This window comes from Magnetovibrio blakemorei (assembly GCF_001746755.1).
Classification (GTDB): Bacteria; Pseudomonadota; Alphaproteobacteria; order Rhodospirillales; family Magnetovibrionaceae; genus Magnetovibrio; species Magnetovibrio blakemorei.
This window is the reverse complement of record NZ_MCGG01000014.1, coordinates 1-24,145: the sequence shown is the minus strand read 5'-3', so window position 1 is coordinate 24,145 and position 24,145 is coordinate 1. Positions and strand designations below refer to the sequence as shown.

Sequence of the window (24,145 nt, the reverse complement as noted above, 5' to 3'; positions counted from 1 at the left end):
GCAGTTTAACCGGCGATTTGCGCCGGAGAGGGGTTGCCACGTCGTTCTTGTTTCTTCTGGCGGACAAATGCGGTGAAGGCTTCCGCCCAGCGACATCGGCTAGTGCTGCGCAGGTGCGTATATCCGGCCACCATGTTGTGCATGACAATGCCATCGTGGGTTCCGTTTACACCTTGGCCACGCAAGACCTCAAATGCGAATGTGAGGTCTGTATCGATATTTTCAAGGCGGGAATGGTGAAATTCGTGTGCCGGGATGTATTCGCCGTCAAATGCGCACGCCTCTTCGGAAATGTTCCACGGGTGTTTTGGGGGCGGGTGCAATTGCACGTAGCCGCGACCTTGTGGTCGGATGTGCATGGTGGTGTCGCCAGGAATGACGCCAACCATCTCATGCTTGTCCTCGTGCCAGGAAATGGAGCGCGACAAATACATCAATCCTCCGCATTCCGCATAGGTCGGCAGACCGGCTTCGATGGCGGCCTTGATGCGGGTGCGCAGGGTCTTATTGGCTTCCAGTCTTTTCATCTGGGTTTCGGGAAAACCGCCGCCTAAAAATAAGCCGTCGCAGGTGGGCAGGTACACGTCGTTCAAGGTGTTGAAGTACACCAACTGCGCCCCGGCTGCCTTGAGCGCGTCCAGATCGTCGGCATAATAAAACCCGAACGCGGGATCTTTGGCGATGGCGATGCGTACGTCTGGGCGCACGGTTTGTGATGCGATGTCGCTGGCTTGGGCAGGGGCCATTTTCGCCGCGCTGGCGGCGATGGCTTCGATGCGGTCCAGATCAACCTGTGCGGCGATTTGTTCACCCAGCGTTTCAATGCGGGTGCGCGCGGCAGGGTATTCGTTGTTGGGAATGAGACCGATGTGGCGCTCATCCACATTGAGCTTGGCATTGCGCCGAATGGAGCCCAGTACCGGAATGTTGGTGTAGCGCTCAACCGCTGCAATGAGTTTTTCTTCGTGCCGAGGCCCCATCACTTTGTTGAGGATGACACCTGCGATGTTCACATCTGTATCAAAGACTTCATAGCCTTTGAGCAACGGTGCAATACCGCGTGTAATGCCCGACGCGTCGATCACCAAAATCACCGGCGCGCCCAACATTTTGGCCAGCGCGGCATTGGAGTTGGACCCTTCCACATCGACGCCGTCATGAAGGCCTTTGTTGCCTTCGATGATGGAAATGTCGGCGTTTGCGCTGTGGCGGGCAAACATGTCTTTGATTTCATCATCGGTTTGGGTGTGGAAGTCGAGGTTATAACACGATCCACCCGATGTGAGACCTGCCGCCGCCGCCAGCCATTTGGGATCAATGTAATCAGGGCCTTTTTTAAACGTCGCCACGCGCCGCCCACGCAACGTCAAAGCCCGGACAAGACCGGTGGTGACCATGGTCTTGCCCGATGATTTATGTGCTGCGGAGATGAGGATGTGGCCCATGGGTACTCTGGATCAGGCTGCCTGGAACATGTGTGCGCGATTGCGCGTGGTCCACATGTTGCGGGCTTGTTCGACGGCTTCCGTGGGGCTGGCGGCACGGTTCATCAAGCGCAGCACATAGGCCGCCGTGCCGATGATGGCGGCTTCACCGTATTCATCGTTTTCATCACCGTTCCAGATTTTGGGCAAGCGCGTGATGTCCAGAGCTTCGTCTTTGTAAAAAGAGTTTTCAGCGACCAACTCGGGCCAGACTTCTTCGCTTTGCACACCATCGTGGAGGTATTGCACCACCACCGGCTTGTGCGGACGGCGTTCGGCTTCGCCGCCTTCACCCTTAAATACGGCCATGTGCTTTTGTCCCAGCAGCTGCGCACTTTCTCTGTGCACATCGCGATAGTTGGGATGAAATACGGTTTGCATTTCATGGGCCGCGTTAAACGGGTTGATCATGCGGGCAAAGGTGTTGATGGGCGAGCGCACGCCCAAGATCGGTTTGAGCTCGATAATATCTTGCAAGCGCGGCACAAAGTTGCGCAGCGGCAGATAGGCAAAGTTGGTGGCGCGGATCTGATCGGCAGCCTCCGCCAACGACCCGGCATGGGGAATGCCCAGCTGTGTCAACGCTTCGCTGGAAAACAGTCGCCCTTCGGTGTGGCCTTCGGTGCCCTGCATGCAAATGGTAATGCCATTTTGTGCCAGCAAAAGCGCGGACAGCAAATACCACGGCAATTGACGTTTCTTGCCCGAATAGGACGCCCAATCCACATCGACGGTGGGGGCGTTCTGGGGCATGGTCAAGGTGTCGCGCACGGCCCTGACAAAGCCCGCGGCTTCGCCGGGGACTTCGGTGCGCATGCGCAAGATGCACAAGAATGCACCCAGTTGCAGAGATTCGACGTTGCCCGCCACGATCATTTTCGCGGCTTCATACATTTCTTCTTCATCCAGCGGGCGCGACAGATTGGGGCCGCGGCCAATGATGCGGATGAATTGGGCAAAGGGATGTTCGGTGATCATGGTGTCTCTATCCAAAAAATGAGTGAGCTGAGAATAAACCAGGGGATTTGAAAAGCAAAGGGGATCCAGGCACTATGACCTGGACCCCCCCCGAAAAACCAGTCATTTGCCTCCCCGCAAATGGTACGACTGATTTTGTGCCAACTTTAGTCTTTAGGTGCGTGGTGCGGATCAACCTTAGCGTCCGACAAGCTGGTCGGCAGCAATGGCAGGTATTTGATCGCAACAGCAATGATCAACAGCGTGGTTGCCACACCGCTGAGGCCCAGAACCACTTCCGGCAAGCTGGGCGCATAAGAATGCACCACGCCGTCAAAGAAGCTGGAACTCACTTCCATACCCGGGAAAATGGGCATCGGGAAGGCTTGGCCGCCGATGATGATCACATAAATTTGCGCCAAGCCACCGATGATCACCAACAGCGATGCCACGATGATGCCCTGACAGCGCCGTCCGGTAGCCGGATTAAACAGCAACGCCAACGGGAACAAGCTGCCCAGGCCAATTTGCACAACCCAGAACAAGAAGGTGTAAATGCCACCATCCATCAAGATAAAGGCTTCGATACCCGCATGTTCGGCGGCATAAAGGTTGGTCAGGTGCTGCGCCACGGTGAAGTACAAGGCGGCCGCAATGAAGATACCCAGAAGGTTGCGCATCTTGAACAAGATCAGATCGCCCAGAGGACGTCCTGATGCCCGATAGGTGACGGACACCAAAATGATGAAGAACGCCAAGCCAAAGGAAAACGACATGGCGATGAACATCGGCGCCATAATTGCCGCGTCATAACCGGGACGCGCCACCAAAAAGCCGAAGATCGAGCCGGTACCCGTGGTCAGCGCCAAGCGCCACACGAAAGCCAGCAAGCCTGCTTTTTTGGAATGAGGCACCATGCGCCGTTCCATCATCATCCACAAGTAGGCCAAGACGATGACAAAGAAGCCCGTATAGAGGTAGATGTTCCAGGCAAAGATGGATTTGAAGTTATACTTGGTCATCGCCACGATCAAACGATCGGGGCGACCCAAATCCAACACCAGAACCATCAATCCACCAGCCAGCAAAGCGATTGCCGTCACCGCGGACAGACGCGCCAAGGGCTTGTAGTGGTACTTGCCAAACACAGACGAAATGGAGGCAATGTTCAGTGCCCCGGATGCGGCAACGATCAAAAACACCGCAAAGACGTGGGGCGTGCCCCAGACAACGGCATTGGTCATGCCGGTCACGATGTGGCCGTGATGTTCCATGTAATAAACCGATGCCAATCCGGCAGCGATCATCAGGCCCAGCCAACCAACCAGGGAAAAGTAATCTCCGCCCTTGCCGTCGATTTCTTTATAAACGGTCGTATCTGCAGCCATAATCTTAAATCCCCCGATAATGGATGCCTGGCTCGACACCTAAGTCAGAGCGGATGCGTTGCGTGACGTATTTGGAAACGGCGCGCGCGATTTCAGAAGTCGGATCATTCAAATCACCGAAAATCATGGCGTCGGAGCCCATATTGCTGATGGCTTCGACACAGGCGGGTTGTTGGCCCTTATCCACGCGGTGCACACACAGAGTGCAGGCTTCAACGGTGCCCTTGCCGCGCGGCATGTGCGGGCGCTGGCCGTGCACGTCTTCATGGACAAAGGACCGACAGGAATAAGGACACGCCATCATGCAATAGCGGCAGCCGATGCAAATGTGCTTGTCAACCAAGACAATCCCATCCGCGCGCTTCATGGATGCACCGGTTGGGCACACGTCAACGCACGGCGGGTTAGCGCAGTGCTGACACATGACGGGCAGGGACGCTTTGGCGCCGGTCTTGGGATCTTTGACGTTTACTTTGCGGATCCATTGCGGGTCGGTGGTCGGGTTGGCATGGGCTTCGTCTTTGCCCCAGCCCTGTTCGGCCTTGCAAGCTTCTACCGCGATGTCCCACACGTCGGAAGGCGCATTGGCATCAATCAACATGCCCCAACGTTTGGCGTTGGTTGCGGGGCCTGTGACGGCGGCTTCAACGGTGCGGAGCGTTACGCCCGGCGCAAGGGTGATCACGGCAGCTGCTGCGCCACCCTTCAAGATATTGCGACGCGACGTGTCAACTTTGGTCATGGATTTATCCGTCATTTGTCCGCCCCCTTCGCAAGTTGCTTCTCAAGGGCTGCGATCATGGCTTGTGCTTGATGATCGGCGGGTAAAGCAGATTGATCGCCAATGCCGGGCTGATAGGCACCGTTGTGGCACTGGAAGCAGTCAATCGAAACGGCGGCATAGGCGTGGCACTGAGCACAGAAGGGCTTGAGTGTACGCACTTGACCGCCCGCAACGTCGGGTGACGTGACCGCGTGGCAATCAATGCAGGAGTTCAGGCTATACTTCTGGCCGCGAATTCCCTCACGCAACGTTTCATCACGCTGATGTTTGAGAAAATCCATATGATCGCGGCGCATCACGTCTGTCGGTTCTAGGCATTGTTCACCCTTGAAGGCCTTTGCCGGTGAAGGCATAGGCACTTCGCCAGCCTGAGCGGGAGCAGCAAAAATGCTGCTCCCAATCGTAAAGGCTAAAATGGCAAAGCCTAAAATCGTGAGGCTCAGTATTCGAGAAGTCGAACGCATTCGACGTTCCTCCTTAAGTCTTAGTCCAATCGGTTCGGTTATTCGCCGAGACCCATCTGGATGTAGCCGGTTGGGCAAACATCGCGGCAGATGTGACAGCCGATGCATTTTTTGTAGTCGGTGTCGACATAACGACCAACGGTGGTCATGTCCTTCTTGACGCGGAACACGGCATCTTGCGGGCAGAAAATCACGCAGTTGTCGCATTCGAAGCACATGCCGCAGCTCATGCAGCGTTCGCCTTCGTGTTGAGCCTGTTCGGCGGTAAAGCCAACCAGACGTTCTTCAAAGTTACCCAGAACTTCATCGGCGCTGATGTGCTTTTCATCGCGCTTTTGTACGCCATCATACGTGAAGTGGCCCAAGAACAGGTCTTCATGCGGGATGATCTGTGAAGAGGAACGATCTTCGAAGTTGTGAACTGCAAACTTCTCACGATCGGTGCCGCGCACATATTCCTTGTTGTAAGGCTCGGGGTCTTTACCGCGTTGATGCAGTTCGTTCAACAAGTTGAAGTGGTGCACGTCGACCTTCGGACGACGTTCGTCCGGGTGGCCAGCCAGCATGTGATCGATGCTTTCGGCTGCGATCGAACCATGGCCGATGGCCGTGGTCAGCAGGTGAGGACGAACAACGTCGCCACCGGCAAAATGCTTTTCTTTGCCTTTAACTTGATAGACCGGGGTGATGTCCATGAAGCCACGACCGTTGTCCAGGCTTTCCAGACCGTTGGCCAAGTCACCCATCTGACCGATCGCGGATACGATCAAGTCGCATTCGATATCGAACTCGGTGCCTTCGACCGGAACCGGGGTCATGCCGTTCATGGTGCATTCGCACATGCGCAATGCGGTGGCGCGACCGTTGGCATCTTTGATGATGTCAACAGGCATCACGCCGCCTTTGATTTCCACACCTTCGCGGGTTGCGTCGTTGCGTTCGCGTTCGGAAGCCGTCATGCCTTCCAGCGGGAACAAGGACGTCAGTACGGACTGCACACCTTCGCGCTGTGCGGCGGACGCCACGTCGTGCGCGGTGTGGCCCAGAACAACAGCTTCCGGACGATCTTTTTCCGCCATGGTGGAGATGTGACCCAAGCGACGGGCAACCGATGCAACGTCAATGGAGGTGTCACCACCGCCAACCACAACCACTTTCTGGGTGGTGTAGTGCAAACGACCTTGGTTAAACGCTTCCAAGAACGCAACGCCGGTGATGCAGTTTTCGGTGCCTTCCCAGGAGTCCAGGAACAAGCCACGACCCTTCTGTGCGCCAACGGCCCAGAAGATCGCGTCGAAATCATTTTCCAGCTGTTCGATGGTGATGTCTTTGCCGATGGTAACGCCGGTTTTGGCGACCACACCGGTGTCCAGGATGCGCTGCATTTCAGCGTCCAGGATATCGCGCGGAACGCGGTAGCCGGGAATGCCGTAGGCCATCATGCCGCCGAGCTTTTCTTGCTTTTCAAAAACCGTGACGCTGTGGCCTTTGCGGCGCATCTGCCATGCACATGACAGTCCGCCAGGACCACCGCCGATAACGGCGATTTTCTTGCCGGTTTCTTTTTCCGGTTTCGGCAGCGCGATCTTGTGGGCAATGGCCCAGTCGCCGACATGCTGTTCAACGCCGTTGATGCCGACTTGATCGTCAACTTCGTTACGGTTGCAGCCATCTTCGCAAGGGGCGGGGCAAACGCGGCCCATGACCGACGGGAAGGGGTTGGCTTCGACCATGCGTTCAAACGCATATTCCTGCCATTCCATGCCTTCGACCGTAGGCTTGTCCATACCACGGGCAATCGCCAACCAACCACGGATATCGTGGCCGGACGGGCAAGAACCCTGACACGGCGGTGCGCGGTGCACATAGGTGGGGCACTTGTGTGACCAGCCTGCCTTGAAGATGTCGTCTTGAAGGTCGTCCCATTTGGACTCACCGTCCGTATATCGGCGCCAATTTAAAGCCTGTTCCGCAGTCATTTTTTTCTTCCTTCCTCGCAAGGGGGCTTCAGCCCCTCTGTGATGATGCCCTGTTTTTTTGTGTCAGGGGGCGGCGAGACAATCCCTCGCGTTGCCTGTTCGTTGTTCGTCTATTCTTTTGCCCCAAGCTGGATGGCATTGCCGACCAGTTGATGCACACTTACAATCATATCCATGGAGAAACCGTAGTACGGCATCACCTTGGTGAATTGGCTCTTACAAATGGCGCAGATTGCGGCCATGTGCGTGACGCCGTGGTTGTTAACCACGTCATGGAGCGCTTCCATACGCGGCAGCGCGCCTTTAACGCGTAATTCCATCAAGTCATCGGTCAAGAGACCGCCACCACCACCGCAACAGAAGGTTTTTTCCATTGTGGTTTGCGGGTCCATTTCAACGAAGCGATTCACACTCGCCTTGATGACGTTGCGCGGGATGATGAACTGACCGCCTTCGACGTCGCCCATACGCGAACCGCGCGCGACGTTACAACTGTCATGGAACGTGAGCACTTTGTCATCATTGGCTTCGGCGTCCAGGACGATGCCGCCCGATTGGATCAAGCCGTTGGTGACTTCCAAAATGTGCTGCGGCACCGGGTATTTCGGGTCCAAGAAATCCCACGGGCCGGCCAAGGTGTTGAGGAACGAGTACGCAACCCGCCAAGCGTGGCCGCATTCACCAAAGATAATGCGCTTCACACCCAAATCGAGAGCCGCTTTGCGGATGCGGTTGGCGACCTTGTGCATCTGTTCGTACGAACCGATGAACATCGCGAAGTTGGCCGCTTCCGAAGCGTAGGACGACAAGGTCCAGCTGATGCCCGCTTGGTGGAAGACCTTGGCGTAACCGATCAAACCGTCCACATGGGGTTCGGCAAAGAAGTCGGCAGACGGGGTCACCAGCAACACGTCGGCACCGTGAACGTCGAGGGGGAATTTCACGTCCACACCGTCGTCGTCGAGGACGTCTTCTTCCAGACCTTCAAGGGTATCGGCCAAGGCCGGTTGCGGCAGGCCCAAGTTGTTGCCAATGACGTGGACCTTGGCGAGAATTTCGTTTGAGTATTTCGAACCGACGCCGATGTGATCCATGATGTCGCGTGCCGCCATGGAAATTTCAGCGGTGTCAATGCCGTAAGGGCAGAACACCGAGCAACGACGACACTGTGAACACTGGTGGAAGTACTTGTACCAGTCGTCCAGCATTTCCTTGTCCATGTCTTTGGCGCCGACCAGACCGGGGACAAGTTTGCCCGCCAGGGTGAAGTGACGACGGTACAAAGAGCGCAGCAAATCTTGGCGTGCAACCGGCATGTTCTTGGGATCGCCGGTGCCGAGGAAATAGTGACATTTGTCGGTGCATGCACCGCATTTGACGCAGCTGTCCAGATAGACGCGCAGAGCCCGGTTTTTGTTCAGCAGGTCGCCCAGCTTTTCAACGGCTTTGACTTCCCAGTTGTCTACCAATTCGCCCGGAAAGCCGAGCGGAGTATTATGTTCGGGCTTGGCGACGAAGGGTTGCGAATGCGACATCGCGCCGTCTTTGATGGCGGGATTGTCCCTGAATTCGCGGAACGCCGGGGTTTCAAATTTTTGGTCTGCCACGATGAAATTCCTCGATCGAAGTCTATGCCACGAGCCGTTTAGGCGTCGCGATCTGCGTCCATGTGAGCCGCCCACGGCGCCAGGTGGCGTTTGTCACGTGCATCGTCAACCTGATTGCGCGATGGGCTGAAGAACACGCCCGGTGCATGCAAAAGTTTGCTGAACGGAAACACAATCATCAAAGCTGCAACAGCGCCCAAGTGAATCAAAAGCGGGCCATCGGTCGGTAAATCTTGAATGTTAAAGCGCAGTAAGCCTAAGAAGAATGTCTTCACCTGGATAATGTCGGTGTGGCTGAGGAACTTCATGTTCAAGCCCGAAAGGCCAATCAGCACCAACAACGCCAACATCAAATGATCAGATGGGCCGGTGATGTACCGAATACGTTCTTGAACCAAGCGCCGCGCCCACAGGCCCAACAGACCCGCAACCATAGCCATACCGCCATAAATGCCAAACGGTTGGATCAGTTTCACAACCAACCAAATGTCGGCCTGGAAGTAACGCACATGACGCATCAATACCAAAGCCAGGCCGGCGTGGAACAACACGGCAAAAATCCAAATCCAGCGATTGGATTTGAACAAGCTTTCGAAGAACGCAACTTCGCGAAAGACCCGAAATGCTGCACCGGACTTTGTCAGTGGGGCAGGCATGGTGGGAATCTTCAACGGTGTTGGCGTGGCGGCGTACAGCTTAATCCGCAATGCCAAACCAACGACCAGCACTGCTGTCGCCGCGTAAAAAAGTATCGCGTAGATCACTGACAAGGTCGACATCACGTATCAGTCCTCAAAACTCTTAGTCGCTTGCAACACTGCAAAACAAATTGGGTGGTCAAAAAAGGCAAAACAAATGAACAAAAACAATGTCTTTAGGTAATCAAAAAGCGTTCAGGCCCAAAAGCCATCACGGGGTCGTGCAGAGTATCGTGTAAAACGTTGTGCCAATAACGGTGGTGAAGTCCGGGGCGAGCTGGCCGGAGATCCGCTCGCCCCAGGAAATCAAGACGCCTTAGACGCAGCCCGTGGGCTTCGGCAAACCGGCAACCTTACAAGCCTGTTTAGCAGGACCGTAGGGGAACAGCTCATACAAGTACTTGTTGGAGCCTTTTTCAGCGCCGAACTGCTTTTTCACGGCTTTGACCAGCACGCGAACAGCAGGAGCGATCTGATATTCGTTGTAGTATTCGCGCAGGAAGTTGACGACCAGCCAATGCTCGTCGGTCATATCCAGGCCTTCTTCAACGGCGATGACTTTTGCCAAGTCTTCGTTCCAGTTGGTAACGTCAAGAATGTAGCCTTCTTCGTCGTGTTCGTAATCTACACCGTTTACGGTATATGCAGCCATAGTGTTGTCTCCTTTTGTCCGATCCCCTGGGGTGGTCCCTTGCGGGGGGAGAGATCGGAATCCAATGCCCAAACGGGGGCGAATAATCAGCCCCGGCTTGGGGCAGAACTCAAGTTACTTTAAAGCCACGCGCTGTGCGTGCCGTGTTCCTCAGCTAAGTCTACGAAGCCCGCGTAATCTACGACTTTTACGCCATCAATCACTTGATCTTCGGCAAGGCCACGGGCTTTTAAGTCCGGACCCAAAACAAAAACGGGGTGGTCTTTTACGGCACCTTCAATTTTTGCAGACTGCACCGTGCCCTTAACGGCACCGATAACGCCGTCTTCAATGAGCAAAATGGCAGAGCCTTTTTTCGCCAGACGCAAGCATGTGTCAAGCGAGTTGCGTTCGAAGGGCGACTTGTTCACGGTGTGAAGCATAATATGTCTCTCCTTCTCTAGCCGCTGATGACGCAGTCGGAGGCGTCAACGATGTCAGCAAGTTCAGCCGCGCTGAGCACTTCGACTTCAACCTTGAAGTCATCCGCAGTCAAGCCACGGGCTTCCATGGATTCTTTTTCGACGATGATGCGCCAGACCATATCAATGTCTTCGTCTTCATCGGCGTCTTCTTTTTCCATTTCGATAATGCCGAACGTGGGCGAGAAGTTTTTCATGCCGATCCCGGTGGTGTCGTGGCCGGCTTTCAGCTGGTAGACGCCATCATCAGCAAACACGATGTTGGCGTGCTGTTCAAACGCTGCCGAGATCAAAACCGTTTCCAACACTTCGAGAGCGTAGACCGTGCCATAAGGCGCTTTGCGGTTCATGAAGGTGAAGGTCTTTTTGACGCCTTCTGTTTCAAATTCGTATTCAGCCATGGGATCAGTCTCCAAACATCATGAGACGGTCGCAGCCCATACCGGCTTCCACCAACTGGCCGAGGCCAGAAATGCGGAACCCGTCGGCCAAGTTCTCGTCCTTAATGCCGCGACGCATACCGGCGGCGACACACACCACCAGGTCAACGTTCTTTTCAGCGGCCAATTGGCCCCACAACTTGACCAAATTGCGGTCATCGGCTTGTGGCTCGGAAAGCTTGTTGGCGTTGTTCACGCCGTCGTAATAGAAGAACACGCGGGGGACATCATGGCCCTTTTCCAACGCGGCTTTGGTGAAATGATAAGCCGTGTCGGACGCTTGATGTGTGAACGGTCCTTCATTGATCAAAATACCGAACTTCATAAAACAATCCCTTGTTTCATATCTTTGTCTTGTTTTCTTTGGGGGGGCGAAAATAATCGCCCCCCGCAAGAAATGCTGTCGACTTCAGAGTTGGTCTAAAGATGCCTACAGATGAACGTGAGAGGACGCGTTCAACGTGCTGCGGCCACCGCGCCAATCTTCGATGTGGAACTTGGTGAAGGGCAGACCGGTGACTTCGAAGAAGCGCGGCCAACCGATACGGTCGATCCATTCGTTCATGCGTTCCCAAGGCTTGCCACCTTCTTTGTATGCGGCAAGGATCTTCAGCACGATTTCCGTAGCTTCCGGCCAACGCGGAGCGTTGTTCGGGATGCCAGCGGCAACCAGCTTGTGGAAAGACGGCTTGGAACGGGTCGAAGAGTGCTTACCACCAACCCAGATGGCGATCTTGGAATTAACCGGGTCGTTGATCTGCATCGGCGGGCAGGGCGGGAAACACGCACCGCAGCAAATGCATTTTTTCTCATCGACTTCCAGGGTTGCTTTGCCGTTCACCAGCGCGGGACGAATAGCCGCCACCGGGCAACGGGCCACAACGGCCGGACGTTCGCACATGTTGGACACCAGATCGTGGTTGATGATCGGCGGCTTGGTGTGCTGAATGTTGATCGCGATGTCACCTTGACCGCCACAGTTGATCTGGCAGCAAGAGGTGGTGATTTTGACGCGGTTCGGCATCTCTTCATGCTTGAACTCATGGTACATGGCATCCATGAGAGACTTCACAACGCCCGAGGCATCGGTGCCCGGAATGTCGCAGTGCAGCCAGCCCTGGGTGTGAGAGATCATCGAAACCGAGTTGCCGGTGCCGCCAACGGGGAAGCCTTCGCTTTCCAGACGTGCGATCAACGGTTCAACTTCGGCTGCGCTTTCAACCATATACTCGATGTTCGAGCGGGTGGTGAAACGAACGTGGCCACCAGCCAATTCGTCAGCGATATCGCACAGCTTGCGGATGGTATAAACGTCCATCTGACGCTGCGTACCCGCCTTGACAGTCCAGACTTCGCTGCCGTCTTTTGCAACGTGATGAAGAACGCCGACTTGGGGACGGTCGTGATAGTCCCAGTTGCCGTAGTTCTTCTTCAGAGCCGGATGCATGAAAGCCATGCCGTCCGGGACGCCGCATTCATCCGGCATACGTGGAGCTTCTTGCGCTTCACTCATGGTAGTCCTCCAAAATTCTCGTGTCAGTCAACATCCGCCGGAATTCCAGGATGAAATCCCGGCGGGTGTTTGTTTACAAATTAGTGGGTTGAGCCAAGCTTATTCGGCCGCTGCAGCGCCTTTGCGGGCGTTCCACTTTTCAACTTCTTCGTCCCAGCCGTCCATACGGACATAAGAGCTGGTGCGCGGATGGCTGACCATGTTGGGATCAACTTCGATGTCGATACCTTCCAGGAAGTTGACCAGGCCGATACGCTCGATCATTTCACCGGTGCGCTCATGTTCGAGTGCGTTTTCGGCGAAGAAGTCGAGAACGTTTTCAGACAGTTCAACCAACCACTCGTAATCGTCTTCATCTTCCATTTTGTGGAACGGAACGACCACGGTGCCCATCAGATCACCGATCTTCAGCGTGCGCTTGCCACCCATCAGGATGGTCACACCCTTTTCGTCGCCCGGAGACATCGCTTTGGTGCAAACGTTGATGCAATGCATGCAACGAACGCAGCTTTCGTTATCGATGTCCAAGGTGTCGTCGTCGTTGAGGGACAACGCGCGGGTCGGGCACATGTTCACGACTTGGTCGTTGAACGCCTTGCGGCCCATTTCCGCAACTTTTTCCTGGATCTTGGCTTGGTCGACTTTGATGTCGTCGGCCCAGGTGCCCAAAACGGCGAAATCTGAACGGTGCGAAGCGTTGACGCAATCGTTGGCGCAGCCCGAGAACTTTGCCTTGAACTTGTACGGCAAGCTCGGACGGTGCATGTCATCAAGCATGTTGTTGATGACCATGCGCATGGCCTTGCCTTCGTCGTAGCAAGAGTGTTCGCAACGCGAAGCGCCGACGCAGCTCATCGAGGTCCGCACGCCTGCACCGGCACCACCCAAATCGAAGCCCATTTCGTTCAGCTCATCAAAAGCCGGTTGGACGTTTTCGGTGGAGCAGCCCTGGAACATGATGTCGCCAGACTGGCCGTGGAAAGCAATCAGGCCAGAGCCATACTTTTCCCACACGTCGCACATTTTGCGCAGCGTGCCAGTGTCGTAGTGCATGCCAGCCGGCGGCATGATGCGCAGTGTGTGGAACTCAGCGCTTTCCTTGTACTTATCGGCAACTTCCGAGAAGCGAGGGATAACGCCAGCGCCATAACCACGCACACCAACGGTGCCGCCTTTCCAATAACCCTTACGGGTTTCATAGGAGTGCTCAAGCTGACCGAGCAGGCTCTTCATGATCGGAGCATAAGATTTACCCTCATCGTCAGCCAGGCGCTTAAGGCCCGTAACAAAGCTCGGCCACGGGCCAGCTTCGAGCTGATCGAGATTGGGAGTATTTGGTTTATTCGTCGCCTATTTTTTTTCATTCCTCCGCAGAGTTCGTTCGATCCCAAAAAGGACACAAAAAGGGTCCCCACTCCTGAACCTTCAGGAGCTTAAAGAGGTCCCCCCGTTTCCAAGCTGGAAATCCAGCCAAAAAACAGTATGTCCCATCGGGACACACCAGGACGCGTCTGTTAGCGGTTTTGCCTGTGAGGGCGAACCCCCGGTACAGCCAACGCCTGTTCTTTTTTTGCACGTCTCACAATTATATTTTTTGTAAGTTCGTGTGCGTGTCTCCACGCATTTGTTCGTTATTTCGATGGATTTTATATTACGGCAATCTAATATGTCCAACAGGAAATGTGCTGCAACGCACCAATTCTGAAATTTTGTTACAATTCAGTGTCTTAATCATCCGTATATAAACACTAAAATCAGACTAAAAAATCGAGTAACAATTTGGTGATGTTGAAAAATACCTAAAATTGCTAAAATCGGCGAGAAGGATAAAAAAAATAAAATGACCAACACATTTTTTGAGCCGGGGCAAAAACAGCAGTTTCAGTGTGAAGCCGTCTCGTTGGCGCCCGGTGGAGGCGCAAAAGGCCCGTTTTCTCTCGATAATGAAGAGGCTTACGCGCGCTGGCGCGATGTCAAGCTGGCAGGCTTCCCAAAAACGGCTGCGGACCTGGTGGTCGAGGTGAAAGATTCTTCGGCGCCTAGTGCCTTTGAATTAGATGCGATTCGCGACCGGGTGCGTCGTTGCAACATGGCCGTTTACGCGGTTCCAGTCTTGGCGGATGTGGAAGACAGCAAGGATCAGGTGTGTGCCTTGGGACGGTGTTTTGGCTTGCACCACTTGGACAAAAACCCGTACGCCGACGAAGATGCCATCACGCCGCTGCACGTTGCGGCAGGTGCGCAGCGCCTGGAAGCGGGGCGTAAAATGTACATTCCTTACACCAGCCGACCAATCAATTGGCACACCGATGGATATTACAACACGCCGGCCCGGCGAATCCGGGCGATGATTTTGCACTGTGTGCGCCCGGCTGGGACGGCGGGGGGGCAAAATGCCCTGTTTGATCCGGAAATGGTCTATTTATTGATGCGCGAACGCGATCCCGAAATGGTCGCGGCTCTGTGTGCCGATGAGGCCATGACCATTCCCGGCAACGATGTGGACACAGACGTCAATCGTGGCGATGTGACAGGGCCGGTATTCTCGCTCAACCGTAAAGACGGCAGCTTGTACATGCGTTACACCGCGCGCAAACGCAATATTGTGTGGGCCAAGGACGCTGCCAGCCAAAAGGCGGTGGCGTTTATGGAAGAGATTTTGACGGATGGCGGCCCCGGCGAGCCTTATATTTTCCGTCACACGATGAAACCGGGCGAAGGCTTAATCTGCAACAATGTTCTGCACACCCGCACCGGGTTTGAAGACGGTGCTCAAGATGACCTGAATCGCATGATGCTGCGCGCGCGCTATATTGAGCGTATAGAAGGGACTGCCTCTCTCATTTAAGACAAAAAGGAAACCGCCCATGAGCGATCACAAATCCATCACTGAAATCGAGATTGTCAACGCGCCGTGGAACAAAGAACTCACCTTTTCCGACGTTGAGTACGAAGGCGGCTTTAAAATGCTGCGCATGCGCGTCAAAGAGGGCAAACGGTTCACCGACTTGGAACTCGATTCAGACACCGCGCAGCACCTCATCGAGCTGATGGGCGCGTGGGTGAAGGCCAATCCGCCAGCTGCGTGACGGCGTTGTTTCGCCATTCCGGTTAACCGTGGTCAATTGTCACACCCCGGTGGGGGGCGTATAAACTTTATGTATAGAAGCTAAAGACAAAAAATGCTCATGGGGAGGCCATTTTGACCAACACGCATATTCCACTCAGTGCCAGATTGATTCAGCGTCGCGCCAATTGGATGGCGGGGTGGCTCTTGTCCGTTGCGGGCATGGTGATGGTGATGGTCTTGCTGGGGGGCTTGACGCGGCTTACGCATTCGGGGCTGTCGATGGTGGAATGGAACCTCCTGATGGGCTGGATTCCGCCACTTAATGATGCCGAATGGGCCGATTTGTTCGCCAAATATCAGCAATTCCCGGAATACAGCCGGATCAATGCCGGCATGGACTTGGACGGCTTTAAAGGCATTTTTTGGCTGGAGTTTATTCATCGGGTGTGGGGGCGGTTGCTGGGCTTTGCGTTTTTCTTGCCCTTTGCAGCCTTCTTCATTATGCGGTGGGTGCGGGTGTCGGAGGCTTTGTTTTGGAAGTTTCTGGGCCTGTTTGTGCTGGGCGGGTCTCAGGGCGTGATGGGCTGGTTTATGGTCATGAGCGGCTTGGTGGACCATCCAGACGTCAGTCAGTACCGTCTGACCGCTCATTTTGGCTTGGCGCTGTTGATCATTGCCGCCTTGTTGTGGGTGGCGATGGGCTTGCTGAAACGTGAACCTTATGACGTTTATCATCAAGATCCGCAAAACTTGAGCCGACGGGTGAAGTGGTTGTTCGCCCTGATCGCGTTGACGGCGCTGTCGGGTGGCTTCGTCGCGGGCACGGACGCTGGCTTTGCCTACAACACCTTCCCGCTCATGGACGGTTCGCTCATACCCGGCGGTCTGTACGATTATGTCCCTGTATGGGCGGCGCCGTTTGAAGACATCACCACCATACAGTTCAACCACCGCACCTTGGCGGAGTTGACGGGCGTATTGGTGGTGCTGTTTTGGATCAGTTCGGTGGACAAGCACCTGGCACCGCGCACCCGCAAAGCGATTTCCCTGTTGGGGATGATGGCCTTGGTTCAAGTTGGCCTGGGCATCACCACACTGGTGTTGGTGGTACCGGTGGCTGTTGCCAGCCTGCATCAAATGGGCGCTGTGGTGTTGTTTTCTCTGGCGCTGTGGTGCGCACATGAACTGCGCGCACCCCGCCAGAACTAAGCGCCGAGACCAAACCCTAGAACTAAGCGCCCTAGACTAAGCGCCAAGAGCGCCCAGAACTCAGTGCCCAGAACGAAGCGTTAGATCTTCTTCGCCTTAGATCTTCTTCGCCTTAGATCTTCTTCAGGCCTTGAAGGAAGTCTTGCACTTGGTGGCTCAGTTTATCGGACTGAGACGTCAAGGTGTTGACCGCAGCCAGGACCATTTCGGCGGCCTGTCCGGTATCCCCAGCGGCTTGGCTGACGCCCGCAATGTTGGAGGTTACTTCCCCGGTTCCCGCAGAGGCTTGTTCGACGTTGCGGGCGATTTCTTGGGTTGCAGCGCCTTGTTCTTCGACGGCAGCGGCGATGGCGGAGGCAATTTCGCTCATTTTCCCAATGGTTCCACCGATGGAGCCGATGGCCTGCACGGCATCTTGGGTGGCGGTTTGAATGCCTCCGATTTGGTTGGAAATCTCTTCCGTTGCCTTGGCCGTTTGATTGGCGAGGTTTTTGACTTCGGATGCCACAACGGCGAAGCCTTTACCCGCGTCACCCGCCCGCGCCGCCTCGATGGTTGCGTTCAACGCCAGCAAATTGGTTTGATCGGCAATGTCGGTGATCAACGCCACCACTTCGCCGATTTTATGCGCGGCGTCGGCCAAGCCCTGGACCTTGTCATTGGCCCCTTTGACTTCCGCCACGGCGGTCGACGAAATTTGCGTCGACTGGGCCACTTGGCGCGAGATTTCTGAAATGGAACTGGACAGTTCTTCGGCTGCGCTGGCAACGGTTTGCACGTTGGTCGAGGCTTCTTCGGCCGCCGCCGCAACGATGGTGGATTGGGTCGAGGTTTCTTCGGCCGTTGCGGCCATGCTTTCCGCGGTTTTTTGCATGGAGTTTGAGGCCTGAGAGACCTCATTCAAAACGCCCGTAACATCGACTTCAAACGAGGAAGCCAATTTTTCCATGGCCAAAGTTTTTTGTTCTTTTGCGCGCGTTTCGACTTCTTGCTGGGCGGCCATTTCAAGGTTGCGGATCATATTCTCCTTAAACACTTCAACAGCCATGCTCATGGGACCAATTTCATCGCCGCGATGGGTGCCGGACACATGCACGGACGTGTCGCCGTCAGCCAGGGTGCGCATGGTTGAGGTCAGACTGGTGATCGGGCGGGTGATTCCAGATACGATGACATAAACCAGTCCTGTGGTGATCACAATCAGCACTGTGGTGGCAATCAAGAACAGATAAAACGATGTGGAAGCAGCACTTTTGATGGAGCTGGCTTGCGCTTTCAAATCGGTGGAAATGACGTCTTCCACCTCTTTCAGTTTATTGATCTTTGACGTGATGGTCTTGAACCAATAAGGCCCTTCGATGTTTTCGGTGGTGCCGGTGTAAAGGCTGTCCACGGCAATTTTGCGCATGCGGGTGACTTCATCGACGTCGTCACCCTTGACGATGTCTTTTAAGGCGGTTCTTTGCGTGTCTGTGGCGTAGACATTGAAGGTGAACAGCAACACGTTTTGTTCAGCGATCAGCTCAACCAGACGACGGTAGATCGGCGGTGCAAACTTGCCGGCCCCAAAACCAGCGCCACCCATGGCGCGTTCTTGGCCCGCGCGTTCTTTCGCTTGGAGAAAACTGGTGTAGGCCGTGATGGTCTTGGTGACCTTGGCGTTGGTGCTGATGACGGCCATTTCTTCAACGATGCTGAGCAGTTTTGCGATGGTGCCGGTGTAATACGAAGCCATATCCGGCACGCTCATTGTCAGACCTGAGACGCCGTTACGCTTGGCATCCAATTCGGACAGCGCACTGAGTGCGGCGGTGAGCTTGGTGTTGAGGGTTTTGCCAAAACTTTGAGCATCAAAGGATTTCAGGGCGGCGTTTAAGGCATCCATAGCCGCATTGGTGTCAGCGTGTTGTACAGGAAGCTCCTTGGCAAATTTGGCAGCCTTTGAACCGATGTAAACGGCTGAAGTTCCACGTTCCTTTTGCAATTCATGGACAACGCCACTGATCTGCGGAGCGACTTCAGCCAATTGCTGAAGCGAATCCATCTCAGACGAGACTTGATGCTTTGCATAAATCGAGTAAGCGGAAAAGAACAGTAATCCTAAGATCGGAAGTGTTAAGGCTAAAACAATTCGAGCCCCAATTTTCATGTTTGAAAACATAGCCTTAACTCCTGGCGGTAAAGTGCTTAACCCTAAAAAAGAGGTTTTTAGGCAGTATAGATGGCACGGGATATAAGCTAGGTATTTGATTAAGGTCAAGTCAGGGGGGGAGAAAAACATTTGATATCATGCATAGACTGTTCACAATTGTGTGTTTTTCCTTAGAAAATCAGAAGCGTTAATGGTGTTTAGACGAGGTTTTAATTCTTATAATCAACCATAATCGGCTTTCGGGTGGTTGTGAGATGGCGCAAAGGGCCGTTTGTTTCTTGATCAATTGATGAGACGTGAACAGAGCGCGTTTGCGCCAATGTTGGAGGTTGCGAGCGGCTCTGGAGCGAAAAAATCCGATTTACAGCTTCAACGCGGCAATAACGCCTTGTGAGTGTTGGTTGATTTCCGATAGAATGCCTTTGGACTTGTGAATGAACGCTAGAATCTCTTTATATAAGACGTTGAGCAAAACGCTGGCTTTGGGATCGATTATGGAGCAGGTTCTTCATTAAGGTAGTAACTGTCGATTAAGGGATAGACTTGGATGAGCGATCACAGAAAATTCCGTTTGGTGACTCGAAGTGACTTTGATGGCTTGGTCTGCGCTGTGCTGCTCAAAGAAATGGATTTGATCGAAGACATTAAGTTCGTTCACCCCAAAGACATGCAAGATGGCACCATTCTGATCTCGGAAGATGACATCACCACCAACTTGCCCTACGTGCCGGGCGTTCATATTGCGTTTGATCACCACGCCAGTGAGATGATCCGCCTTGACGATATCCCCCCCGATCATGTCATCGACCCCGAAGCCCCATCTGCGGCGCGGGTGGTTTACGATTACTACGGCGGTCGGTTGGAGTTCAAAAACGTCTCGACCGAGATGATGGATGCGGTCGACAAAGCCGATAGTGCACAGTTCAGTGAAGACGAAATTCTCAACCCTGACGGATGGGTTTTGCTCAACTTCATCATGGATTCGCGTACCGGACTGGGTCGTTTTAAAGATTTTCGCATCTCCAATTATCAATTGATGATGGAACTGATCGATTATTGCCGCGATCACTCGATCGAAGAAATTTTGCAGCTTCCCGACGTGATTGAACGGGTCGAACTGTACAAAGACCACGCCATTAAAGCGCGTGAACAAGTGGAGCGGTGCTCCACCGTGCATGGTAATTTGGTGGTTTTGGACTTGCGCCAAGAAGACACCATCTTTGCCACCAATCGCTTTATGATTTATGCGATGTATCCGGATACCAACATTTCCATTCACGCGATTTGGGGCTTGAACAAGCTGAATACCGTGTTTGCAGTGGGTAAGTCGATTATCAACCGATCTTCCAAGACGGACATCGGCACATTGATGCTCGAATATGGCGGGGGCGGGCACATGAACGCCGGGACCTGCCAGATCGACAATGATGACGCGGCCCGCGTTCAAGCCGAATTGATTAGCCGGATTACAGCCGACGGATGAACCGCTTTACGCAGATAATGGTTTTCGCTTTGGGCGGAGCCATGGCCTTTGGGCTTCTGCAGACGCTCAGCGCCTGTTCGGATGGAAATGTTGCCATCGATCAGGTGCTGCGGGTGTTCGGCTCCGTGACAACCATCGATCCGGACAGCGAAAAAGATCTGGAGCGGTTTGACGATACCTATAAGCTCACCGTCAACAACCCCGCAAACTTGCGCCAGCGCGATCATTTCCGCGATGCCTTTCGGGTTGTTCAGTCCAATTACGTCACCACAACCGACAGCGCAATGCTGGTCGACGCCGCTATAAAAGGGGTGGAAGACTTAAAACTGGCTCCCGGTTCCGGCGATCCGCGCGTGGTTGTGGAAGCGGCGCTAGACGCCATGATCGCGACCTTGGATCCGCATTCCAGCTACTTAAACCCCGAAGAACTGCGTGAAACCCACGTTATTACGCAGGGCGAATTTGGCGGTTTTGGTCTTGAAGTGATGATGGATAAGGAGAAAGGCTTGATCAAGGTGGTTTCGCCCATCGAAGACACGCCTGCGTTTCGCGCCGGAATTCTGGCCGGAGACCACATTTCCCACCTCGATGGTGAGTCCATTGGCGACATGAATCTAAGCCAAGCCGTTAAACGGATGCGCGGGCGGCCAGGTGAATCTATTGTGTTGACCATTGTGCGCGAAGGTCAAAGTGCGTTTGATGTGGAGGTTGTGCGAGCCATCGTGCAAATACGCTCCGTACGCTGGCGGATGGAAGGCGATGTGGCCTATGTGCGTATCGTCAGCTTTACGGAAAAGGTTGAAGATAAACTCGAACAGGCTTTTGCCGAATTGGATGCTCAAGCCGGATCAAATCTGAAGGGCGTCGTTTTGGATTTGCGCAACAATCCGGGTGGGCTTTTGAATCAATCCTTGTTTGTGTCGGACAGCTTTTTGGACAAGGGTAAGATCGTTTCGGTGCGCGAACGCGATGCCAAGCGTAACCGCGAGTTTTTGGCTAAACCCGGTGATTTGAGCCACGGTGTGCCCATCGTTGTGCTGATCAACGAAGGTTCTGCCTCGGCGTCCGAAATCGTTGCGGGTGCCCTGAAAGATCATCACCGTGCCTTGATTATGGGACGTCGCTCCTTTGGCAAGGGCTCCGTGCAGACCATTCAGCCGTTGCCACTGGAAGGGGGGCTGCGGTTGACGACGGCGCGCTATTACTCGCCGTCCGGCCATACCATTCAGGCCCGTGGCGTTGGCCCGGATATTGTGCTGAAGCGCCCGCAAAGCGAGCAAACACAAGAGCAAAAAGATCTGCCCGTTTTCCCACGCGAAGCGGACTTGCCCCACGCACTGGACGGAGATTCTCTGGAAGAAAAACCGGCCAGCGCCACTTTGGATCAAAGCGCATGTCCGATGGCAGGGCCTAAAAATGACGACCGCGAACTGGGCTGCGCGTTGGCGTATTTGCACGCGGGTTCAACGACGGCATTTCTTGCAAACATCGCCCAGGAAGTCACTGCCAAGCCGGCTTTGTAGCGGTTCCCTCAATCCCCCGTTTTTGCGCTCTCAAGCGGGCTAAAACGTCACGCTAAGGTAAACGTTTTGTCCATGGCGTGCGCTTTTATGTGCCGCCAAGATCAACAGCTTTCCTTATATCATCACATTGGGGGGCGTCTGTTGACGGGAGAATCAGCGCCGATATATGCTTTTGAAAGCAACACCAACACATTTACGCTCTTTTGAAGGCTGACCAGGCGGAAACCCCATGAATCGGGTTCTAGTTTTTGGTTGGTTTTTTGCGTTCTAGGGGCCGGATCAAATGACCGGTTTGCTATGGACCCCTGCAGTTTTATGACATCGGAAGGTTTCGAATCATGGCTACCAATGATCTAGGCAATACCCCCCTCGACGCGACTGGTGCAAATGCCAGCACGACGATTGAAGCAACGACAAGCGATATGCTGACGTTGCCCGATGGGCTTAATCCTGCGACGGCGGATTTCGCCCATGAGGGACCTGATTTGGTGATGACGTGGCCTGACGGCAGCGAAGTCGTTGTGACGGATTACTTCACGATGGATCCGTTGCCCGATCTCTCCTCTGCTCAAGGCGCGCAAGTTGCCGGCGATTTGGCCGGTCGTTTGGCGGGCTCTGTCGCCCCTGGTATGGTAGCCCAGGCTGGTGCTGAAGGCGTCGCGGAACAACCCATCGGTCAGGTTGAAAATCTTCAAGGCACGGTGACGGCCATCCGCGCGGACGGTACGCGCGTTGAGCTGAAAGTCGGCGACCCCGTTTATCAGGGCGACATTCTCGAAACCGGTGCCGACGGTTCAATCGGTGTTATTTTGGCAGACGAAACCACCTTCTCCATGGCCGAAGACGGCCGCATGGTGCTGGATGAAATGGTTTACGATCCGGGCACCCAAGAAGGTTCGGTGTCTTTGTCTGTGATGCAAGGCGTGTTTACCTTCGTTTCGGGCCAAGTGGCCAAAACCGATCCCGACGCCATGAGTCTGCACACCCCGGTGGCGACCATTGGTATTCGCGGCACCCAGGTGGGCCTGGACATCAAAGACGGTCAAACCCTCGATATTGCCCTGATGGAAGAATCTGACGGTTTCATTGGTGAAGTCGTGGTCATGAACGGTGCGGGCGTGTCGGTTTTGAACGGTGCCAATGAATTTACGGTCGTGCACAGCTTCTCGACCTCGCCGTCGGCCACGTCAACCATCTCGTCCGATCAAATGATCTCCCAGTTTTCCAGCGCATTGCGTCATTTGCCGTTAACGCAGCCGAACGCAAACGATTTTGGCCTTCAGGCCTCTGGCATCAACTACAATGAATATGATACCGCCGCAGGCGGTGCTCAAGTTGGCGGCGATGCTTTGGCCGAGATCGACACCACCTCTGTCACCGATGTGCTGGATACTGACCTTGCCAACTGGAACGTGGCCAGTGGCGATACCGGTCAGACGGGTTCCAACGACAGTCACTCTGCCATGGATGTCGATCATATAGCGTCAGCCATTTTGACCAAGTTGGGTGGAACTGACGGCCCGCCATCAGAACCCAAGGTTTCCAAGGATCCGAAACCCTCCAGTGATCCCAAAGGTCACGACGATCCCACCAGCCCGCCCCCCGATTCTGCCGCCGAACCGGTCATCACCTTTGCGGGCGCGACGGGTAATGAAGACGGTTCCTTTGATCTCAACATCACCGTTGCGGCGGGTGATCCAAATGATACCATTTCAGACATCATCATCTCTGGCGATCTGCACGGCGGGACGCTGTCGGCGGGTACCGACAACGGCAATGGCACCTGGACGGTGACGCAAGACCAGTTGAATGGCTTGCAAATTATCCCCAAGGGCGATTATTCCGGCACCTTTGATCTTTCGGTCAGCGCCACCGCCACGTCCTCTGACAACACTGATACGGCGAGTTCATCGACGACGGCATCTGTGAACGTGAATCCCGTTGCGGATGCCCCGACCTGACGGCGACGGCGGCAACGGGTGCGGAAGACACGGCGATTGCCTTGAACATTGCCACCGGAGTGTCGGATACGGACGGCTCGGAAACCATCACGTCAGTGGTGATCTCGGGGGTTCCTTCGGGGGCCAAACTGTCGGCTGGTACCGACAACGGCAACGGCACGTGGACGCTGGGGGCGGACGATCTGTCCGGTCTTTCGATCACGCCGGACGCCAACTACAACGGTTCGTTTGATCTGCAAGTGACCACCACCGTGACGGACACGGCCACGGGTCTGCCTTCGGATACGGCGTCGGCGACGACCACCTTGGGCGTTACGGTG

Annotated in this window: 21 protein-coding genes and 1 pseudogene; 7 read left to right on the top strand and 15 right to left on the bottom strand. The window is 54.6% G+C overall.

From position 1 onward, the window contains the following. Nucleotides 1-5 precede the first annotated feature (5 nt). The 14 genes and pseudogenes from BEN30_RS04905 to dsrA form a co-directional block, all read right to left on the bottom strand. Nucleotides 6-1,445 carry a cobyrinate a,c-diamide synthase gene (locus BEN30_RS04905; RefSeq protein WP_069957232.1) on the bottom strand — a complete coding sequence of 480 codons (1,440 nt, stop codon included), beginning with the start codon at nt 1,443-1,445 and terminating at the stop codon, nt 6-8. A 12-nt stretch (nt 1,446-1,457) separates the two neighbouring features. Further along, nucleotides 1,458-2,462 carry a glycosyl transferase family protein gene (locus BEN30_RS04900; RefSeq protein WP_069957231.1) on the bottom strand — a complete coding sequence of 335 codons (1,005 nt, stop codon included), beginning with the start codon at nt 2,460-2,462 and terminating at the stop codon, nt 1,458-1,460. A 146-nt stretch (nt 2,463-2,608) separates the two neighbouring features. Beyond that, complete coding sequence (nrfD, locus tag BEN30_RS04895; protein WP_069957230.1) at nt 2,609-3,829, bottom strand: NrfD/PsrC family molybdoenzyme membrane anchor subunit; 1,221 nt, start codon at nt 3,827-3,829, stop codon at nt 2,609-2,611. Between the two features lie 4 nt (nt 3,830-3,833). Then, complete coding sequence (gene dsrO / locus BEN30_RS04890) at nt 3,834-4,586, bottom strand: sulfate reduction electron transfer complex DsrMKJOP subunit DsrO (RefSeq protein WP_084005034.1); 753 nt, start codon at nt 4,584-4,586, stop codon at nt 3,834-3,836. Next, entirely contained in the window at nt 4,583-5,077 is a 495-nt protein-coding gene (locus tag BEN30_RS04885; RefSeq protein WP_139134856.1) for a hypothetical protein, read from the bottom strand. The genes dsrO and BEN30_RS04885 overlap by 4 nt, the downstream gene beginning before the upstream one ends. Nucleotides 5,078-5,115: 38 nt before the next feature. After that, the gene (locus BEN30_RS04880) at nt 5,116-7,056 is read right to left on the bottom strand and encodes an NAD(P)-binding protein (protein WP_069957228.1); all 1,941 of its coding nucleotides are present in this window, start codon (nt 7,054-7,056) and stop codon (nt 5,116-5,118) included. A 110-nt stretch (nt 7,057-7,166) separates the two neighbouring features. Further along, the gene (gene dsrK / locus BEN30_RS04875; RefSeq protein ID WP_069957227.1) at nt 7,167-8,663 is read right to left on the bottom strand and encodes a sulfate reduction electron transfer complex DsrMKJOP subunit DsrK; all 1,497 of its coding nucleotides are present in this window, start codon (nt 8,661-8,663) and stop codon (nt 7,167-7,169) included. A gap of 38 nt (nt 8,664-8,701) precedes the next feature. After that, entirely contained in the window at nt 8,702-9,442 is a 741-nt protein-coding gene (locus tag BEN30_RS04870; protein ID WP_069957226.1) for a respiratory nitrate reductase subunit gamma, read from the bottom strand. Nucleotides 9,443-9,677: 235 nt separating this feature from the next. Continuing rightward, nucleotides 9,678-10,013 carry a TusE/DsrC/DsvC family sulfur relay protein gene (locus BEN30_RS04865; RefSeq protein ID WP_069957225.1) on the bottom strand — a complete coding sequence of 112 codons (336 nt, stop codon included), beginning with the start codon at nt 10,011-10,013 and terminating at the stop codon, nt 9,678-9,680. Nucleotides 10,014-10,132: 119 nt separating this feature from the next. Next, complete coding sequence (gene tusB / locus BEN30_RS04860; protein WP_069957224.1) at nt 10,133-10,435, bottom strand: sulfurtransferase complex subunit TusB; 303 nt, start codon at nt 10,433-10,435, stop codon at nt 10,133-10,135. A 17-nt stretch (nt 10,436-10,452) separates the two neighbouring features. Beyond that, nucleotides 10,453-10,875 carry a DsrE family protein gene (locus BEN30_RS04855; protein ID WP_069957223.1) on the bottom strand — a complete coding sequence of 141 codons (423 nt, stop codon included), beginning with the start codon at nt 10,873-10,875 and terminating at the stop codon, nt 10,453-10,455. 4 nt (nt 10,876-10,879) lie between these two features. Beyond that, nucleotides 10,880-11,239, bottom strand: coding sequence for a sulfurtransferase complex subunit TusD (tusD, locus tag BEN30_RS04850; RefSeq protein WP_069957222.1), 360 nt, complete (start codon nt 11,237-11,239; stop codon nt 10,880-10,882). Nucleotides 11,240-11,344: 105 nt separating this feature from the next. Beyond that, nucleotides 11,345-12,427, bottom strand: coding sequence for a dissimilatory-type sulfite reductase subunit beta (gene dsrB, locus BEN30_RS04845; protein ID WP_069957221.1), 1,083 nt, complete (start codon nt 12,425-12,427; stop codon nt 11,345-11,347). Nucleotides 12,428-12,526: 99 nt separating this feature from the next. Further along, nucleotides 12,527-13,738: pseudogene (dsrA, locus tag BEN30_RS04840) on the bottom strand (dissimilatory-type sulfite reductase subunit alpha); the annotation flags it as partial. Nucleotides 13,739-14,267: 529 nt separating this feature from the next. Here dsrA and BEN30_RS04835 point away from each other — a divergent pair. From BEN30_RS04835 to BEN30_RS04825, 3 genes are all read left to right on the top strand, one after another. Beyond that, nucleotides 14,268-15,275 (top strand): TauD/TfdA family dioxygenase, encoded by a 1,008-nt coding sequence (locus BEN30_RS04835; RefSeq protein ID WP_084005032.1) that lies wholly within the window; start codon nt 14,268-14,270, stop codon nt 15,273-15,275. 19 nt (nt 15,276-15,294) lie between these two features. After that, on the top strand, nt 15,295-15,516 hold the full coding sequence (locus BEN30_RS04830; protein WP_069957219.1) for a DUF6967 family protein: 222 nt from the start codon (nt 15,295-15,297) through the stop codon (nt 15,514-15,516). A 113-nt stretch (nt 15,517-15,629) separates the two neighbouring features. Continuing rightward, complete coding sequence (locus tag BEN30_RS04825; RefSeq protein WP_245648990.1) at nt 15,630-16,706, top strand: COX15/CtaA family protein; 1,077 nt, start codon at nt 15,630-15,632, stop codon at nt 16,704-16,706. Nucleotides 16,707-16,818: 112 nt separating this feature from the next. Here the strand turns inward: BEN30_RS04825 and BEN30_RS04820 are convergent, their stop codons facing one another. After that, a complete protein-coding gene (locus BEN30_RS04820; RefSeq protein WP_170826961.1) occupies nt 16,819-18,750 on the bottom strand; it encodes a methyl-accepting chemotaxis protein in 1,932 nt (643 codons plus the stop codon). A 655-nt stretch (nt 18,751-19,405) separates the two neighbouring features. Between BEN30_RS04820 and BEN30_RS04815 the strand changes: the two genes are divergently transcribed. From BEN30_RS04815 to BEN30_RS04800, 4 genes are all read left to right on the top strand, one after another. Further along, complete coding sequence (locus tag BEN30_RS04815) at nt 19,406-20,341, top strand: DHH family phosphoesterase (RefSeq protein ID WP_069957217.1); 936 nt, start codon at nt 19,406-19,408, stop codon at nt 20,339-20,341. A 41-nt stretch (nt 20,342-20,382) separates the two neighbouring features. Next, nucleotides 20,383-21,864, top strand: coding sequence for a S41 family peptidase (locus BEN30_RS04810; RefSeq protein WP_170826960.1), 1,482 nt, complete (start codon nt 20,383-20,385; stop codon nt 21,862-21,864). Between the two features lie 338 nt (nt 21,865-22,202). Continuing rightward, nucleotides 22,203-23,825, top strand: a complete 1,623-nt coding sequence (locus tag BEN30_RS04805) for a FecR domain-containing protein (protein WP_069957215.1) — start codon at nt 22,203-22,205, stop codon at nt 23,823-23,825. Between the two features lie 41 nt (nt 23,826-23,866). After that, a partial coding sequence (locus tag BEN30_RS04800; protein ID WP_139134855.1) for a hypothetical protein occupies nt 23,867-24,145 on the top strand: 279 nt, incomplete at its 3' end.